Below are 14,688 nucleotides of genomic sequence, written 5' to 3' on the forward strand. Positions count from 1 at the left end.
CGGCGCCTCGCCCCGGCTGGACGACCGGCAGCTCGCCGTCCTGCGCCGGGCCGGACGCCGCCGGTCGACGACGGCGGGCGAGGTGCTGGTCCGGGGAGGTGCCGGTGAGTGGGACTTCGTCGTGGTGCTGGAGGGCACCGTCGCGGTGGTCGAGGACCCGGAGCCCGGGAACGGTGGTGAGCAGCACGTGGTGTCCGTGGTGGGTCCCGGCCGGTTCCTCGGCGGACTGAACCTGCTCGCCGGCCAGCGAGCCGTCCGGTCGGTGGTCGTGGCCGAGCCCGGTGTGGTGGTCACGCTGGCCGTGCGGCGGCTGCGCGAGGTGATGGCTGCCGACCGGGAGCTGGCCGACCTGATCATGCGGGCATTCCTGCTGCGCCGGGCCATGCTGATCGGCCGGGCCTCGGCCCTGCGCGTCGTGGGCGACCCCGCTGGCCCGCCAGCGCCCGGCTGCGGCAGCTGCTGGACCAGCACGGCCTCGTCCACGAGTGGCTGGACCCGGCCGAGAACGAGGCGGCACGTGCGGTGCTCGCCGAGAACGACGCCCTCGCGCAGGCGCGCCCCGTCGTCGTCGCCCCCGACGGGCGGGTGCTGGTCGACCCCGGACCGGAGGACCTGCTCGGGACGGTCCGCCCCGGTCCGGGCTGAGGGACGTCAGACGCGTCGGGAGGCGTCCTCGTCGACGACGACCTGCTCGCGCTGCACCTGCCCGGTGACCGTCTCCTGCCCCTCGACCAGCTGGGTCCGCAGCCGCACGCGCTCGGTCGGCACGACCTCGACGGTCACGACGGGCCGCTCGGTGTGCAGGACGATCTCGTCGGGCAGGCCGCTGGATATGGCGTGCCTGCCCCCGACACGGAGGTGCTCTCGGTCAGCAGCGACTCGCCGGGACCGTCGTCCGGTGCGTCGATCGGGACCTCCTCGAGGCGGATCTCCTCGCGCCGGATCGGCACGGTGATCTGCACCTCCTCGGTCACGATGTACTTGACCAGCCGTGCCCGGGTGGTCGCCACGCGCTCGGTGCCGACGACCAGCCGCTCCTCGCTGCGGGTCATCGCCCCGTCGTCGGTCGCGGGAGGCGGCGGCGCCTCCGCGGGGATCTCCACGGTGGGAGCGGCGGCCGGGGCCACCGGCGGCTCCTCGTGCCGGGGGCAGCGGTGCCGGTCCCGTAGTGCCGGCGGAGCTCGGCCTCGTCGTCGGGCGTCAGGTGGTCCCCGGTCAGGTGCGGCGCGCTCTTCACCGCGTCCACGGCGACGGGGAGGCGCAGGCCGCCGTCGGCGAAGGTGGCGTCCAGCGCGGGGACGACGGACTGGCGGGTGCCGAAGAGCCCCGTGGTGACGGCCACCCAGGACGGCGCGCCCGTGCGGTCGTCGACGTAGAAGTGCTCGACGGTGCCGATCTTCTCGCCGCTCGCGTCGTAGGCGGTACTGCCGATGGCTGCGGACACCTCTCTCGTCCAGCATGGTCCTGCTCCCTCCGCATGGCGCCCGCCGACGAGCGCCCGTCGGGGTCTGCGGTGCCCAGCCGCGGTCGCAAGCGAACATCGCCCGACCTAGGTTCGGGGGAGTGGCCGCCGAGTGCGTGGCCGGAGTGGGAGGCCGGCATGGCCAGCGGGCACCTCGAGATCGAGACGAAGTACGACGTCGACGAGGTCTTCGAACTCCCGGCGCTGACCGGGCTGGACGGCGTCGCGGGCGTCGACCCGCCCGTGGAGCACGAGCTGGAGGCGGTCTACCACGACACCGCGGACCTGCGGCTGCTGCGCGCGCGGGTGACGCTGCGCCGCCGGACCGGTGGGTCCGACGCGGGCTGGCACCTGAAGCTCCCCGCGGGCACCGCCCGCCGGGAACTGCACGCGCCGCTGGGCCGGTCGGTCAAGAACCCGCCGAAGGTGCTGGGCGCACCGGTCGTCGGCCTGCTGCGTGGAGCGCCGACCGCGCCGGTGGCCACGTTGCGCACCCGGCGCGTGGTGACCGCCCTGCGCGACGCGGAGGGGCGGCTGCTGGCCGAGGTCGCCGACGACCGGGTGACCGCCACCGTCCCGGCCGCGGGTCCGGATCGCCCGGACGAGGCGCACACCTGGCGCGAGGTGGAGGTGGAGCTGGGCGACGGAACCGTCGAGCTGGGCGCCGCCGTGGGGACCGCCTGACCGCGGCCGGAGCCCGCCCCGCGTCGACGGCGTCCAAGGTGGGGCGGGCACTGGCCGGCCGGCTGCAGGCGACCGGGCGTCCGGAGCCCGCGCGGCGGAAGAAGGGCCCCCGTGCGGGCGAGTTCGTCACGGCGGCCCTCGCGGACCAGGTGGACCTGCTGCAGGCCGCGGACGTCGCGCTGCGGACGGATCAGCCCGATGCCCTCCACCAGCTGCGGGTCAGTGCCCGCCGCCTGCGCAGCACGCTGGCTGCGCTGCGCATCGTCCTCGATCGGCAGGTGACCGACCCCTGCGCGAGGAGCTCGCCTGGCTGGGCGGGCAGCTGGGGCGGGCGCGGGACGACGAGGTCGCCCTCGCCCACCTGCGGGAGCTGGTGGCCGACCAGCCGGTCGAGCTGGTCCTCGGACCGGTCGAGGCGCGGCTCAGGGAGATGCATGCGGAGGACGCGCACGCCGGTCTGGACCGCGCACGAGCGACCCTCTCGGACCGGCGGTACCTGCGACTGCTCGACGCCCTGCACGGGATGGTCGCGGACCCGCCACTCACCGGCCGGGCCGACGAGCGGGTCGAGCCGGTGCTCCGCGACGCCGTCGGCCGCTCGGTGCGCAAGCTGCGCCGTCGGCTGAAGGCGGCCGAGAACGCTCCGGAGAGCGAGGGCGACGAGCCGCTCCACGACGTGCGGAAGGCGGCCAAGGGCGTCCGCTACGTGACCGAGATCGCCCGCCCGGAACTCGGCGGCGCCAAGGACGTCGTGCGGGCGGCGAAGCGGATCCAGAAGGTGCTCGGGGTCCTGCAGGACACCGTCGTCACCCGCGAGCTCTGCCTGCGAGCAGGCGCGGCGGCGGCCGACGGCGGGGCGAACTCCTTCACCTACGGACTGCTGCACGCCCTCGAGCAATCCCGGGCCGAGCGCGCACGGCAGGAGTTCTGGGCGATGGAGTCCCACGTGCGCAGGGTGCTCAAGCGCGCGGCTCGGTAGCCCGGCGTCCCGGCGCCGGCCCGGCCACCTGGGAGAGTGGACCCGTGACGGGCACCGGGCGGGAGGCGTGTCCGTGCCGCTGATCGCACTGCTCGGCTTCGCCACCGTGGTGCTGCTCGCCATGCTGCTCCTGCACAGCTACCTCTGGTTCCGGCTGGTCCGGAGCACGACCCGCCCCGGTCGCCTGCGCCGCCGGTTGACGCTGCTCACCGTCGCCCTCGCCCTGCTCCCCGCCCTCGCCATCTCCCTGCGGCGCGCCCTCCCCTCGACGCGGCGGCGCCCCTGGACTGGATCGCCTACTCCTGGCTCGGCGTCGCCTTCTACGCCTTCCTCGTCCTCCTCGTCCTCGAACCCGTCCGGTTGGTGGGAGGGCTCTGGCTGCGCCGCACGGACCGGCAGGTCGAGCCGAGTGGGGCCGAGAGCCGTGCTCGGGAGTCCGCCGACGAGGTCGTCGCGAGTGGGGCCCGGAGGGCTCCGCGCAGCGGCGACGCAGCGGCTCTGCCGGTCGGGGGAACGGCACCTGGCGGCGGGGCCGTCCGGGAGGACGGCGATGTGCAGAGCGGTGCGATCCGGGAGGATCGCGCTGCCACGGACCCGCTGCCCAGGCGCCTGTTCCTGGCGCGGAGCCTCGCCGTCACGGCCGGCGCCGTCGCGCTGGGGACGGCGGGTACCGGGGCCTATCTCGCGAACTCCCCGCCCGTCGTCCGACGGGTTCCGGTGACGCTGGCGAACCTCGACCCGGCACTGGACGGCCTGCGCATCGTGACGTTCTCCGACGGCCACCTGTCGGCCACCTACGGCGGGCGCCGCTTCGAGCGGTTGGTCGAGCTGGTCAACGCGCAGCGGCCGGACGTCGTGGCGATCGTGGGGGACCTGGTGGACGGCGAGGTCGCGGAGCTGCGCGAGGAGGCGGCCCCGCTGGCGGACCTGGTCAGCGAGCAGGGCGTCTTCTTCGTGACCGGGAACCACGAGTACTTCGTCGACACCAACGCCTGGCTGCGGCACCTGGGCACTCTCGGGGTGGACGTGCTGCGCAACGAGCGGGTGGCGATCGGTGCCGGCGGGGCGTTCGTCGACCTGGCCGGCATCGACGACCGGACCGCTGCCTTGTCCGGGCTGCCCGGGCACGGGGCGAACCTCGACGCGGCGCTCGACGGGCGGGACGATGCCGTACCCGTCGTCCTCATGGCCCACCAGCCGGTGCAGGTGGAGCAGGCGGCCGCGGCCGGCGTGGCCCTGCAGCTCTCCGGCCACACCCATGGCGGTCAGCTCTGGCCCTTCGACTACGTGATCAGGCTCGACCAGCCGGCCGTCGAAGGGCTGTCCCGGCACGGGGACACGCAGCTGTACGTCACGTCGGGAGCCGGCTACTGGGGCCCGCCGATGCGGGTGGGCGCTCGCCCCGAGGTGACCGTGATCGAGCTGCGCTCGCCGCTCTCCTGAGCAGCGACTACAGGGCGTCGAACGCCTCGTCGACGAGCTCCTCGATCTTCCGCTCGCCGTCGCAGTCGGCCCAGGCCAGCACGGCCGACGTGAAGGTGGCCATGTAGGCATTGACGACGACTGCGTCCCCGGGCGGAATGGAGCCCGCCGCCTCGGCTGCCAGTGCCTGGGAGATCAGCCCGGCGGTCACCCGCTCGAACTCCGCAGCTCGTGTCCGCAGGCTGGGTACGCCGGCGATGATCCGCCACCGGGTCAGGGTGGCTTCGTGGAGCTCGGGGCTCCACGACGACACCCAGAGCGGCGCGGCGTGCCTCATGCGTTCCCGCAGCGGGAGGTCGGTCGGCAGCGCGGCGACGAGGGCGCTGATCTCCTCCGCGGAGGGAGCTGCATGACCAGGTGTTCCTTGGACGGGTAGTGCGCGTAGAACGTCGGCACCGAGACCTCGGCGCCGCGCGCGATCTGCCCGACGTTCACGGCGTCGAACCCGAGCTCCTGGAACAGCGCGATGGCGGTGTCGTAGATCCGCTGATGGGTGGTGGCCCATCGGCGGGCGCGCCAGTCCAGCGTGTCGGTCACGTTCGGTCGTCCTCCGTTGCCGGCGTTGCGTCGTCGTCGCGCCGAGGGTTGCGGAGCGATGACGGCCGCCCCATTGTGCGCCCCCGATCTCCCGGACGCCCTTCACAGGACGCCAAGTCATGGGCCATCACCTGGGCATATGTCGCCGGACGGCCGCTGGGTCAGCCGGTGAAGGCGGCCGTCTCCGCCAGCCGCGACCGGCTGACCGTCTTGAGCCGGGCCACGGCCTTCTCGAGCGGGACGAGCTCGATCTCGGTGCCGCGGAGCGCGACCATCTGGCCGTGCTGCCCCTCGTGGGCGGCGATCGTGGCGTGCAGGCCGAACCGGGTGGCGAGGACCCGGTCGAACGAGGTGGGGGTGCCGCCGCGCTGGACGTGCCCGAGCACGGTGGTGCGGACCTCCTTGCCGGTCCGCCGCTCGAGTTCTGCCCCGAGCTGCTGGGCCACCCCGGTGAACCGGCGGTGCCCGTACTCGTCGACCCCGCCGTCGCGGAGCTCCATGGTCCCGGGCAGGGGATGGGCACCCTCGGCCACGACGCCGATGACGTGGGAGTCGCCCCGCTCGAAGCGGTCGGTGACCAGCCGGCACACCTGCTCGATGTCGAACGGCTCTTCGGGCACCAGGGTGAGGTGGGCCCCGGAGGCGAGGCCGGCGTGCAGCGCGATCCAGCCCGCGTGCCGGCCCATGACCTCGACGAGGAGCACGCGCTGGTGGGACTCGGCGGTGGTGTGCAGCCGGTCGATCATCTCCGTGGCGATGCTGACGGCGGTGTCGAACCCGAAGGTCAGGTCGGTCTCGTCGATGTCGTTGTCGATCGTCTTCGGGATGCCGACGACGGGGACGCCCGCCTCGGACAGCAGGTGCGCCGCGGTGAGCGTGCCCTCGCCACCGATGGGGATGAGCACGTCGATGCCGTGGGTGTCCAGGACGTCCTTCATCTGCGGTAGCTCGGCGTTCAGCCGCTCCGGTGCCACCCGGGCCGAGCCGAGCGTCGTCCCGCCACGGGTGAGCAGGCCATCGACCGCGGCGATGTCGAGCGGGGTGGTGCGGTCCTCCAGCAGCCCGCGCCAGCCGTCCCGGAAACCGACGACCTCGCTGCCGTAGTGCGTGGACGCGGTGCGGACGACCGACCGGATGACGGCGTTGAGGCCGGGGCAGTCGCCCCCGCCGGTGAGGACACCGATGCGCAACGGGCTTCTCCCTCGATGGTCGAGCCCCGACCATACGTCATGACGTCCTGACGATTCGGCTGTCACGCGCATGTGTCTCATCGCGTGGGATCCGCTGTGACGTCTCATACGACATGACGACCAGACGTCTTGGAATCCCGTACCTTTGCCCTCGTGGGCAGCCCCGTCTCCGGACCGAAGTACCTCGCGGTGCGGGAGCATCTCCGTCGCCGGGTGGCCGCACTGCCCGAACTGACCGTGCTGCCGCCGGAGCCGGTGCTGTGCGCGGAGTACGGCGTCAGCCGGATCACGCTGCGGCGGGCGGTCGACGGCCTCGTCGCGGACGGGCACCTGGTGCGCGAGCAGGGCCGGGGCACCTACGTCACCCGGCCGGCGATCCGGCACGAGTACCGCGAGAGCTTCGTGCACCGCATCGCGGGCTTCAGCTCGGTGATGAGCGAGCAGGGCGCCCAGGTCGGCACGAAGGTGCTCACCCAGCGGGTGGTCCCGGTGCCGGCCGCGGTCGCGGTCGAGCTCGCCCTCGACGGAACGGCCGACGTCGTCGAGCTGGAGCGGTTGCGCAGCGTCGACGGCGAGCCCAACCACGTCGCGCACAGCTTCCTGCCCGCCGAGCTGTACGCGGGCGCCGTCGAGGCCGACTTCAGCGAGGGCTCGCTGTACGACTACCTGCGCCGCGAGTACGGGGCCGACCTGGCCACCGCACGGATCGTGGTCGACGTCGGCACCGCCGCCCCCGACGAGGCCGACCTGCTGCGCATCGTCGCCGGCTCGCCCCTGCTGGTCGTGCGGACGACGGTCCGCGACAGCACCGGCCACCCGCTGGTGCACAGTTTCTCGCGCCTGCGGCCCGACGTCAGCCAGGTCGAGTTCGAGGTCTCGGTCGGCGGCCGCTGATGAGCGCCACCACCGCGTCGGGCGACTGCGTCGTCCCCGAGTCGCCAACCCGGGTCTGGCAGGCGCTCGCCGTCCTGGAGCCGTACTGCTCGGTCTGCGACGTCTCCTACGTCCTGGGTGACGAGCCCGGCTCACCGGGCGTCGGGACGACGTTCGTCTGCGCCCCCGGCCGGCTCGACGGCGCGCCCGTCGCCGGAGCGCCGCAGGGCGAGATCCTCACGTGGGAGCCGCCGCACGTGGTGACCACCCGCCTGCGGCTCACGCCCGAGACGTGGACGACGCGCATCGAGCTGGCCGGCACCGGCGACGGCGGCACGCGCGTGACGATGAGCGTCACGCACGAGCCGATCGGGGGCAGCCGGATCGTCCGGCACCTCCAGCGCCGTGCCCTCCGACGGTTGGTGCAGCGGACCGTGGACGCGGAGGTAGCCAAGGTGCCCGCGCACGTCGACCGGGTCGCCCACTCCTCCTGACGCGACGCAACCCCTTCGGTGGATGAGTGCATCAGGCAGCGATCTTGGGGGTACTGGCTCCTGTCGTGCACCGGCGTGCGCAACCGGCACCTGCCGGATGGGGGCCGCGCCGGTCGAACGAAGGAGAACGCTGTGCTCTTCGACATCCTCGGCCTGATCGTTGTCGGCCTCATCATCGGTGCGCTCGCCCGGCTGATCCTTCCGGGCAAGCAGTCCATCAGCATCGTCGCCACCCTGGCGCTGGGCGTGCTCGGCGCGCTCATCGGCGGCTTCATCGCCAGCCTCATCGGCACCGGTGACATCTTCGAGCTCAACGTCCTGGGCTTCGTGCTCGCGGTCGTCGCCGCCATCGTGCTGGTCGGTGCCTACGCGGGCATGGCGGGTCGGTCCAACCGCGCCGTCCGCTGATCCGCTCCCGGGGGACGCGGACGAGCCTCAGAGCTCGGTCGTGTCCCCCGGGGCCAGCCGGCTGTAGGGCGTGGGGGTCCCTGGCCCTCGCTCCCCAGCAGCCCGCCGACGACGCCGAGCCCGGTGTCGTTGAGCAGCCCGTCGTGCACGGCGAACACCTGGTCGGCGTGTACGGCCCGCACGTAGTCGATGACGTCCGCCGTGCGCGACCAGGGTGCGTGCAGCGGCACCAGCAGCGTGGCCACCGGCTCGTCCGGGACGGTCAGCGCATCCCCAGGGTGGAAGACCGCCCCGTGGGCGCCGCCGTCGACCAGGAAGCCGATGTTGGCGATCCGCGGGATCTCGGGATGGATCTCCGCGTGCAGCTCGCCGTGCACGCGCACGTCGAAGCCGGCCACCGTGACGGCGTCGCCGTGGCCGACCACGTGCACCCGGGTACCGAGCCCCTCCAGCCGGGCCGCCACCGGCGTGGTGGTCCACACCTCCAGCGCGCGATCGGCGTCCAGCGCCGCGCGCAGCCGCTCGGGCTCGAAGTGGTCCGGGTGCTCGTGGGTGATGAGCACCGCACCGGCTCCTGCGAACGCGGCGGGATCGGTGAAGGCGCCGGGATCGATGACGATCCTGCGGTCTCCGTCGCTGAGGGCCACGCAGGCGTGGCCGTGCTTGGTCAGCTCCATGACGGCGATCCTGCCCCGCGGCGCGGGTGGCGCTGGCTCACCCTTCGGGGGAGGGCGCCCGCGCCGGGCGTAACCCCGGACGGGTCCGGTGCCGACGTTGTCAGCATGATCCTGCAGACGACCCTCTTCGTCGCCGCCCGCAGCCGCGCGCACGGACCGACCGCGGCCATGTGGCACGCCGTCGAGGTGCACCGTCCGCCGGCCGAGGTGGACGGCGCCTGCGAGCTCACGCTCTGCGGCTCGCTGGCCCGGGTGTCGACGGAGGAGTCGTGGCCGGTGGCTGCGCGCGACGTCTGCCCTGCCTGCGCCCTGCTCTCCCGATGACGCCGGCCCTCCGAGGCCGGCCCTACTGACGCCCTGTCGCCGGGTGGGGGAGCTCGCCCCGACGGCAGGTGCACTCGTCCCGGAGGGGTCACTCCTCCGGAGCCAGCTCGGCGCGCAGCCGCGCCAGCAGATCGGAACGGTTGCTCGCGCCGAGCCGCTGCCGCATCCGGGAGACGTGGTGCTCCACTGTCTTGGCCGAGATGAACAGCTTGCCGCCGACCTCCCGGTAGGTCCGTCCCTCGACGACGAGCGCCGCGATCTCCCGTTCCCGTGTGCTCAGCATGCTCGTGGCCGCGCCCTTCGCCGCGGCCTTCGCGGGTTCACGGCCGGTGGGCGGGGACACCTCTTCCTCGCCCGCGAGCGCTCGAGCGCACTGGAGCAGGCAGGTGCGATCGCGCGCCTCGACCGCCCGCGCCGCGGCCTGGCCGGCCAGCCGTGACCCGTCCCAGGTCAGTCCGATCCCCGCGAGCCGCTCGGCCGCGGTGAGCACCGCGGTCGCGTCGACCTCGCCGACCAGGATCCGCAGCCAGCTGCGCCCGGCGTCCGCGAGCACGGCGGCGTAGAAGCTCGTGCGGGCGGCGGTCACCAGTGCGGTGGCGTGCGGCCGCAGCATGGCGGGGTCGCCGGTGACGATCGCGGCCTGGGCGCCGCTCCAGTGCAGCGACGTCGACCACAACGGCGGGTCGCCCAGCCGGGCGAGCAGCGCATTCGCTTCGTTGAGGTGCGGCGCGAGTCGGGCGGTCTCCCCAGGCGCGCCGCGGCGACGACCAGCTCCCCGAGGGGCAGCAGCGTAAAGAGGTCCACGGGATGGCGGAGGACAGCCTCGCGCGCCCGGGCCCAGGCGCGCAGCAGTGCGGGCAGGTCGCTCGCCCGTCGGGCGAGCCCTACTTCCAGGGCGCGCAGGAACAGCTCGTCGCGCGGCTCCGGTCGGTCCCTGCCCGCTTGCGCCTCGGCCATCCGCTGCGCCGCCGTGGCCGGCCGTCCCCGGAGCATGGCCACCCAGGCGAGGAGGAGCTGGTGGCGGGGGCGGGCCGGGGGACCGCCGACGTCGGCGGCGATCGCCCGTTCGAGCACGGACTCGGCGCTGTCCAGCTCGCCGGTGTGCAACGCGACCAGGGCGGCGAGAGCCGCAGGGGTGTCCATGAGCAGCGCGGTGCGACCGACCGGCTCCAGCAGGGCCGCGGCGCGGGTCAGGGTGGAGAGCGCGGTCGCCGCTGTCTCCGCCGTGCTCGGCCCCGACCGGATCGACTCCAGGACTCCCTGGGCCATGAGTGACTCGCAGCCGGACAGGATGTGGGGCACCAGCCCCGTGCCGCCTCCTCGGCCGCGGCCAGCTCCGTCTCGGCCTCGTCACGCGCCCCGAGGGCGAGCAGGGCGAGCGCCGCGGACCCGGCGCGGTCCGGACCAGCCACGCGGTACAGCTGGGCGGTGTTGTGCAGGAGTCCTCGCTGGGCCAGCACGGCGGCGGTGACTCCGGCGGCCTGCTGGTGATCCGGGGCAGAACTGTCGCGCAGCGTGGCGTCGGCCCACTGCAGGGCGCCGTCGAGGTCCCCGGCGAGCGCAGCGGCGAGAGCCCGGCGCAGGGCGAGCGACGCGGGCGGGGCGCCGGCGTCGGCCGCCTCCGACAGCAACTCTCCGGCCAGCGCGGGGTCCCCGGTGACCGCGGCATCCGCGTGCGCCACGAGCAGCTGGGCGACCCGCGGATCACGTACCCGGTCGGTGGCCAGCGTCCGGGCCAGCTCGATCGGTTCTTCCCCGCGATCGAGCGACAGGACGAACAGCCTGCGCCGGACTGCCCGGGTGGCGTCGGCCGGTGTGCTGGACAGCAGCGTCGCTCGGACGACGGGAACGATCTTTCCGGACGGGAGTACGGCGCCGGTCGCTTGTGCCCGCTGCACGAGGTCGACCGCTTCGTCGCTGGGCACGGACACCAGATCGGCCAGCACGTCGGCGTCCAGCGGCGCGCCCGCGGCCAGTGCGTGGAGCGCCCACCGGGTGCACTCGTCAAGCTCGGCCAGGTCGGCGAGGACCCGCTCGGTCACCGGAGCCGGCGCCTGGGTGAGCGCGGACGGGGTGCCGGTCGCCCGGTGGGCCGGAGCTCCGCCGACCCGTTGGGGTCGGGTTGCGGCCAGGGCGCGCAGCATCGGTTCCACGAGTGCCGGGAGGCCGCCGGTCTGGTGCACCACGAGGTCGATCAGCTCCGGGGCCAAGGGGCCGAATCGGTGTTCGGCGCAGTCGCGGACCGCATCCCGGTCGAGATGGTTGAGCACCACCAGGTGCCGGTCCCCCGCCATCGCTTCGACCAGGTCGAGCAGCGCGGGCGGGCGGGGCCACGGACGGTAGGCGAGCACGAGCCGCACCCGGGGTTGCTGCAGGAGAGCGCGCAGCCGGCCGGTGGTTCGGAGGGTGAGGCGCTGGGCGTCATCGACCAGGACCGCCAGCGGATGGGTGACGTCGCCCGGTTCCGGGGCGCCCTGGGCATCCACCACCGTGATCCCCGCGGCCCGGTAACTTCGCGCGAGCTCGGCCAGCAGGGCGGTCTTCCCCGTGCCGCCGACCCCGCGGACGGCGACATGGGTGGCGCCGTCCCCGCCGTCGTGCTCGTCGACCACCCGGCGGGCCAGCGCGCGGGAGGATCCTGCCCACGTCGGCGGGCTCTCCGTCGCGCGGACCGGGATCCGGGCGAGGGTGCGGGCCTCGCTCACTCTGCCGTCCCCGAGCCCGTGGCGGCATCGCCGGTGGCGGTACCTGCGGACGGATCCGCCCCCGACTCGGGTGCGGCACTGGGCTCGGGTGGGCTGCTGCTCTCCGGCGCCGTGCTCGTCTCCGCTGCGGGGGAGGGGCCGTCGGCTCGGGCGTCGTGGGTTCCGGCGGCGGTGCGGAACTGCTGGGCGCCGGGGTGGTGGGCGCGGAGGTGGTGGGTGCCGGGGTGGTGGGTGCCGGGGTGGTGGGTGCCGGGGTGGTGGGTACCGGGGTGGTGGGTGCCGGGGTGGTGGGCGCGGGGGTGGTGGGCGCGGGGGTGGTGGGCGCGGGGGTGGTGGGCGCGGACGTGCTGGGCGCCGGCGCGCTGGACGAGCCGTCCGCTGCCGCAGCGTCCAGTGTGCTGCCGGGCGCTGCGGTGAGCGCCCGCCGGCCGGCGGCCGCGGCGAGCGGTTCCCTGTCGGCCGCACCGCGGGCTGCCGGGGCGGTCCGTCCGGCCGCCGCGAGCGACATCCCGCTCGCCGAACGCGCGGCGGGCGAGCGTCGGTCCGTGGTGTCCGAACTGACGTCGGTGCTGCTGCTCCCGGCGCTGCCGGGTCGGCGGTTGCTCGACGATCCGGGCGACTGGTTCTGGTCGCTCTTCTCGGCGCCGGCTTCCGCTGTCGTCGCGGTGACCGGCTCCCAGTTCTGCAGGGCGGCCACTGACGCCGGAACGAGCAGCAGGGCGACGAGCAGTGCCGCGACGACCAAGGCACGGGACCCGCTGCGCCGGCCGCCCGGCGCGGTGGGGACCGCGGGGCGGCCTGGGGACGCGCCGCCGGGGCGCGCCGCACCGCAGGCCTCCGGTGCGGGACGGCGGCGGACCGCTCTGCGGCGGCTCCGGCCGGCACCGACTCGGCCGGCGGCGGGCCGACCGGAACCGGGATCGCCGCTGTCGACGCGGTGTGCTCCCCGTCCGCCGTCTCCGTGGCCGAGGTGCCCATGAGGTCGACGGCGAGCTGTGCGGCGCCGAGCGCCGGGACCAGCGCCGGGTCCGCGGGCACGAGGACCGGGCGGTCCAGGCCGGCGGAGAGCAGTTCGGCGATCAGCGGCATCCGCCCACCACCGCCGGCGAGAACCACACCATCGAGGTCGGCAACCCGTAGACCGGCCGCCTCGACGGTGTCCCGGAGGGCGTCGAGAGAGATCTGGATCGGCTCGACGAGGAGTTCCTCGAGCTCCTCCCGGACGAGCCGGAGCACCGTGTCGCCCGTGGGCAGCTCGATGTCGAGCCGGACGTCGGTGTCGGTGGACAGGGCCTCCTTCGCCGCCACGCACCGGGCCCGCAGCCCGGCCAGGGAGCGCCGCACCTCGGGCGTGATGCGCGCCTCTCCGGACGCCAGGCCGAGGCAGGACCGGATGTGGCCGAGGACGGCGTCGTCGACATCGCGGCCACCCCATGCCAGCGGGGCGGGGGTACGCCGAGGTGCTCGACGGTCCCGTCGTCGGCGATCCGGACGACGGCGGTGTCCAGGGTGCTGGCGCCCAGGTCGTACACCGCGAGCGTGCTCATGCGCACCGCTCCGTCGGCGGCCACCTGCGAACGGGCCGCCGCCACCGCAGCGGACGCGAGGGTGACCGGGCTGTGCACAGCGGTGGTGAGGGCCTCGCTGAGGGCGGCGCGCCGGTGCTGTCCCCACGACGGCGGCACGGTGAGCACCGTCCAGGACGGCGGCCGCCCCTCGCGCGCCTCAGCGATCGCCTGGACGGCCGACACGACCGAGGCCACGACGTCGGGCGCGTGCACCGGTCGGCCCGATACCTGGAGGGGAATCGGAACACCTACCCGTGACAGATAGTTACGGAGAACCGGTGCTGAGGAGCCCGGAAGTGCGACCGACGTATCGATCAGCTGCGGGTGCCCGTCGGGGGCAGCTGCACGGAGGCCGGGACGACGACCGTCGCGCCGAGCGGAAGGGCGGTCGCTGCGGCCCCGTTTCCGCAGGTGGCGGCGGCGATGGTCTGGTCGCCGATGTCGATGCCGACCCCGTACGGATCGCCGGGAGTCCGGTCCTCCGATGAGTTGCTGCGCGCAGGGACCGCCTCACCTGGGGAATCAGTTGTCCGCGATGCACCGGGCGAACGTAACTGTGCGCGACCCGATTGCGGGTCGGAATCGGACTCTTGGGGCGGGTGGGGCTCCAGGGAGCGGCGACACCCCGCACCCCTAACGCTGTGTCAGCGGCTGAACCCCCAATGGGGGTGCAGAGAGGGGGATTCCCCGATGGGCCGCTCGCCCGGTCGGACCTTGACTGCATCCGGCAGCCGACCACGGCGGGCGGCCCGGACCTTCAGGAGAAACAGCCATGTCTGACCTCTACACCTCGCTCCTCGACTTCATCCTCAACCTGCTGCGCGACCCGGAGGCGGCGGAGCGGTTCGAGGAGGACCCGCAGGGCGAGCTCGAGGCCGCCGGCCTCGATGACCTGACGGCGGCCGACGTGGAGGCCGTCATGCCGATGGTCGCCGACATGGCCCCGGTGGCAGCGGCCGCCGGTTCATCCGGTGGGGGTACGGCGGCGGCTGGGGCCGGGACGAGCACGACGGCGGCTACAAGGCGCCGGCGAAGGACGAGTGCGACGAAGAGAAGCCGGCCGGGGACCACGGCAAGGACTACGGCCACGGCGACAAGGACCACGGCAAGGACCACGGCGACAAGGACTACGGCCACGGTCACGAGTCGGCCGCGATCGAGCACATCAAGTACATCTCGCACAACTACCACTACGAGATCGACGCCTCGCACAGCGTCTGGGGCGACTCCTACAAGGTCTTCGGGGAGGACATCGTCCTGAACACCGGTGACCACGCCGTCGTCGCCGGGGACGACATCGAGGAC

The 14,688-nt window shown here is 74.2% G+C and carries 20 protein-coding genes and 4 pseudogenes; 12 read left to right on the top strand and 12 right to left on the bottom strand.

What is annotated here, in order from left to right; genetic code table 11:
• Positions 1–121: 121 nt before the first annotated feature.
• Together U6N30_RS34940 and U6N30_RS30250 are read left to right on the top strand one after the other, a co-directional pair.
• Positions 122–271, top strand: a pseudogene (locus U6N30_RS34940) (hypothetical protein); the annotation flags it as partial.
• 251 nt (positions 272–522) lie between these two features.
• Entirely contained in the window at positions 523–645 is a 123-nt protein-coding gene (locus tag U6N30_RS30250) for a hypothetical protein (protein WP_324275181.1), read from the top strand.
• A gap of 6 nt (positions 646–651) precedes the next feature.
• On the opposite strand, the gene U6N30_RS30255 is transcribed toward U6N30_RS30250, so the two are convergent.
• The 3 genes from U6N30_RS30255 to U6N30_RS30265 are packed head-to-tail and all read right to left on the bottom strand — an operon-like array spanning position 652 to position 1,444.
• Positions 652–783, bottom strand: coding sequence for a hypothetical protein (locus U6N30_RS30255; protein ID WP_324275182.1), 132 nt, complete (start codon positions 781–783; stop codon positions 652–654).
• On the bottom strand, positions 780–1,052 hold the full coding sequence (locus U6N30_RS30260) for a YsnF/AvaK domain-containing protein (protein WP_324275183.1): 273 nt from the start codon (positions 1,050–1,052) through the stop codon (positions 780–782). The genes U6N30_RS30255 and U6N30_RS30260 overlap by 4 nt, the downstream gene beginning before the upstream one ends.
• The gene (locus tag U6N30_RS30265; RefSeq protein ID WP_324275184.1) at positions 1,049–1,444 is read right to left on the bottom strand and encodes a PRC-barrel domain-containing protein; all 396 of its coding nucleotides are present in this window, start codon (positions 1,442–1,444) and stop codon (positions 1,049–1,051) included. Before U6N30_RS30265 ends, U6N30_RS30260 begins: the two co-directional genes overlap by 4 nt.
• A gap of 156 nt (positions 1,445–1,600) precedes the next feature.
• Between U6N30_RS30265 and U6N30_RS30270 the strand changes: the two genes are divergently transcribed.
• From U6N30_RS30270 to U6N30_RS30285, 4 genes and pseudogenes are all read left to right on the top strand, one after another.
• Positions 1,601–2,146 carry a CYTH domain-containing protein gene (locus tag U6N30_RS30270; RefSeq protein ID WP_324275185.1) on the top strand — a complete coding sequence of 182 codons (546 nt, stop codon included), beginning with the start codon at positions 1,601–1,603 and terminating at the stop codon, positions 2,144–2,146.
• A 149-nt stretch (positions 2,147–2,295) separates the two neighbouring features.
• A pseudogene (locus U6N30_RS30275) lies at positions 2,296–3,125 on the top strand (CHAD domain-containing protein).
• Positions 3,126–3,198: 73 nt separating this feature from the next.
• Entirely contained in the window at positions 3,199–3,846 is a 648-nt protein-coding gene (locus tag U6N30_RS30280) for a hypothetical protein (protein WP_324275186.1), read from the top strand.
• Positions 3,843–4,568: a metallophosphoesterase gene (locus tag U6N30_RS30285; protein WP_324275187.1), complete on the top strand. Its 726-nt coding sequence runs from the start codon at positions 3,843–3,845 to the stop codon at positions 4,566–4,568. The genes U6N30_RS30280 and U6N30_RS30285 overlap by 4 nt, the downstream gene beginning before the upstream one ends.
• Positions 4,569–4,575: 7 nt before the next feature.
• On the opposite strand, the gene U6N30_RS30290 is transcribed toward U6N30_RS30285, so the two are convergent.
• The 3 genes from U6N30_RS30290 to U6N30_RS30300 all read right to left on the bottom strand — a co-directional run bounded on the left by U6N30_RS30290 (position 4,576) and on the right by U6N30_RS30300 (position 6,334).
• Positions 4,576–4,884, bottom strand: a complete 309-nt coding sequence (locus U6N30_RS30290) for a hypothetical protein (protein WP_324275188.1) — start codon at positions 4,882–4,884, stop codon at positions 4,576–4,578.
• The gene (locus tag U6N30_RS30295) at positions 4,881–5,144 is read right to left on the bottom strand and encodes a TetR/AcrR family transcriptional regulator (protein ID WP_324275189.1); all 264 of its coding nucleotides are present in this window, start codon (positions 5,142–5,144) and stop codon (positions 4,881–4,883) included. The genes U6N30_RS30290 and U6N30_RS30295 overlap by 4 nt, the downstream gene beginning before the upstream one ends.
• Positions 5,145–5,305: 161 nt before the next feature.
• On the bottom strand, positions 5,306–6,334 hold the full coding sequence (locus tag U6N30_RS30300) for an ATP-dependent 6-phosphofructokinase (protein WP_324275190.1): 1,029 nt from the start codon (positions 6,332–6,334) through the stop codon (positions 5,306–5,308).
• A 153-nt stretch (positions 6,335–6,487) separates the two neighbouring features.
• Here U6N30_RS30300 and U6N30_RS30305 point away from each other — a divergent pair, with 153 nt between their 5' ends.
• From U6N30_RS30305 to U6N30_RS30315, 3 genes are all read left to right on the top strand, one after another.
• Positions 6,488–7,228, top strand: coding sequence for a GntR family transcriptional regulator (locus U6N30_RS30305; protein ID WP_324275191.1), 741 nt, complete (start codon positions 6,488–6,490; stop codon positions 7,226–7,228).
• Positions 7,228–7,701 carry an SRPBCC family protein gene (locus tag U6N30_RS30310; protein ID WP_324275192.1) on the top strand — a complete coding sequence of 158 codons (474 nt, stop codon included), beginning with the start codon at positions 7,228–7,230 and terminating at the stop codon, positions 7,699–7,701. The genes U6N30_RS30305 and U6N30_RS30310 overlap by 1 nt, the downstream gene beginning before the upstream one ends.
• Before the next feature lie 132 nt (positions 7,702–7,833).
• On the top strand, positions 7,834–8,109 hold the full coding sequence (locus U6N30_RS30315; protein ID WP_324275193.1) for a GlsB/YeaQ/YmgE family stress response membrane protein: 276 nt from the start codon (positions 7,834–7,836) through the stop codon (positions 8,107–8,109).
• Here U6N30_RS30315 and U6N30_RS30320 read toward each other — a convergent pair.
• A complete protein-coding gene (locus U6N30_RS30320) occupies positions 8,067–8,786 on the bottom strand; it encodes an MBL fold metallo-hydrolase (protein WP_324275194.1) in 720 nt (239 codons plus the stop codon). The two genes, U6N30_RS30315 and U6N30_RS30320, sit on opposite strands and share 43 nt — an antisense overlap.
• A gap of 105 nt (positions 8,787–8,891) precedes the next feature.
• Here U6N30_RS30320 and U6N30_RS30325 point away from each other — a divergent pair, with 105 nt between their 5' ends.
• Positions 8,892–9,110, top strand: coding sequence for a hypothetical protein (locus U6N30_RS30325; protein WP_324275195.1), 219 nt, complete (start codon positions 8,892–8,894; stop codon positions 9,108–9,110).
• A gap of 88 nt (positions 9,111–9,198) precedes the next feature.
• Here the strand turns inward: U6N30_RS30325 and U6N30_RS30330 are convergent, their stop codons facing one another.
• The 3 genes from U6N30_RS30330 to U6N30_RS30340 are packed head-to-tail and all read right to left on the bottom strand — an operon-like array spanning position 9,199 to position 11,815.
• Positions 9,199–9,723 (bottom strand): LuxR C-terminal-related transcriptional regulator, encoded by a 525-nt coding sequence (locus U6N30_RS30330; RefSeq protein ID WP_324275196.1) that lies wholly within the window; start codon positions 9,721–9,723, stop codon positions 9,199–9,201.
• Positions 9,693–10,379, bottom strand: a complete 687-nt coding sequence (locus U6N30_RS30335) for a hypothetical protein (RefSeq protein WP_324275197.1) — start codon at positions 10,377–10,379, stop codon at positions 9,693–9,695. The genes U6N30_RS30330 and U6N30_RS30335 overlap by 31 nt, the downstream gene beginning before the upstream one ends.
• Positions 10,301–11,815, bottom strand: coding sequence for a hypothetical protein (locus U6N30_RS30340; RefSeq protein ID WP_324275198.1), 1,515 nt, complete (start codon positions 11,813–11,815; stop codon positions 10,301–10,303). Before U6N30_RS30340 ends, U6N30_RS30335 begins: the two co-directional genes overlap by 79 nt.
• A gap of 155 nt (positions 11,816–11,970) precedes the next feature.
• On the opposite strand from U6N30_RS30340, the gene U6N30_RS30345 reads away from it, so the two are divergent.
• A complete protein-coding gene (locus tag U6N30_RS30345; RefSeq protein ID WP_324275199.1) occupies positions 11,971–12,795 on the top strand; it encodes a hypothetical protein in 825 nt (274 codons plus the stop codon).
• Between the two features lie 46 nt (positions 12,796–12,841).
• Here U6N30_RS30345 and U6N30_RS34945 read toward each other — a convergent pair.
• Both U6N30_RS34945 and U6N30_RS34950 read right to left on the bottom strand, forming a co-directional pair.
• Positions 12,842–13,255 (bottom strand): annotated as a pseudogene (locus tag U6N30_RS34945) (Hsp70 family protein); the annotation flags it as partial.
• Between the two features lie 35 nt (positions 13,256–13,290).
• Positions 13,291–13,869, bottom strand: a pseudogene (locus U6N30_RS34950) (Hsp70 family protein); the annotation flags it as partial.
• Positions 13,870–14,155: 286 nt separating this feature from the next.
• Here U6N30_RS34950 and U6N30_RS30355 point away from each other — a divergent pair.
• The gene (locus U6N30_RS30355; protein ID WP_324275200.1) at positions 14,156–14,644 is read left to right on the top strand and encodes an IniB N-terminal domain-containing protein; all 489 of its coding nucleotides are present in this window, start codon (positions 14,156–14,158) and stop codon (positions 14,642–14,644) included.
• Positions 14,645–14,688: the final 44 nt, after the last annotated feature.

The organism is Blastococcus brunescens, from assembly GCF_035320885.1.
Lineage (GTDB): Bacteria > Actinomycetota > Actinomycetes > Mycobacteriales > Geodermatophilaceae > Blastococcus_B > Blastococcus_B brunescens.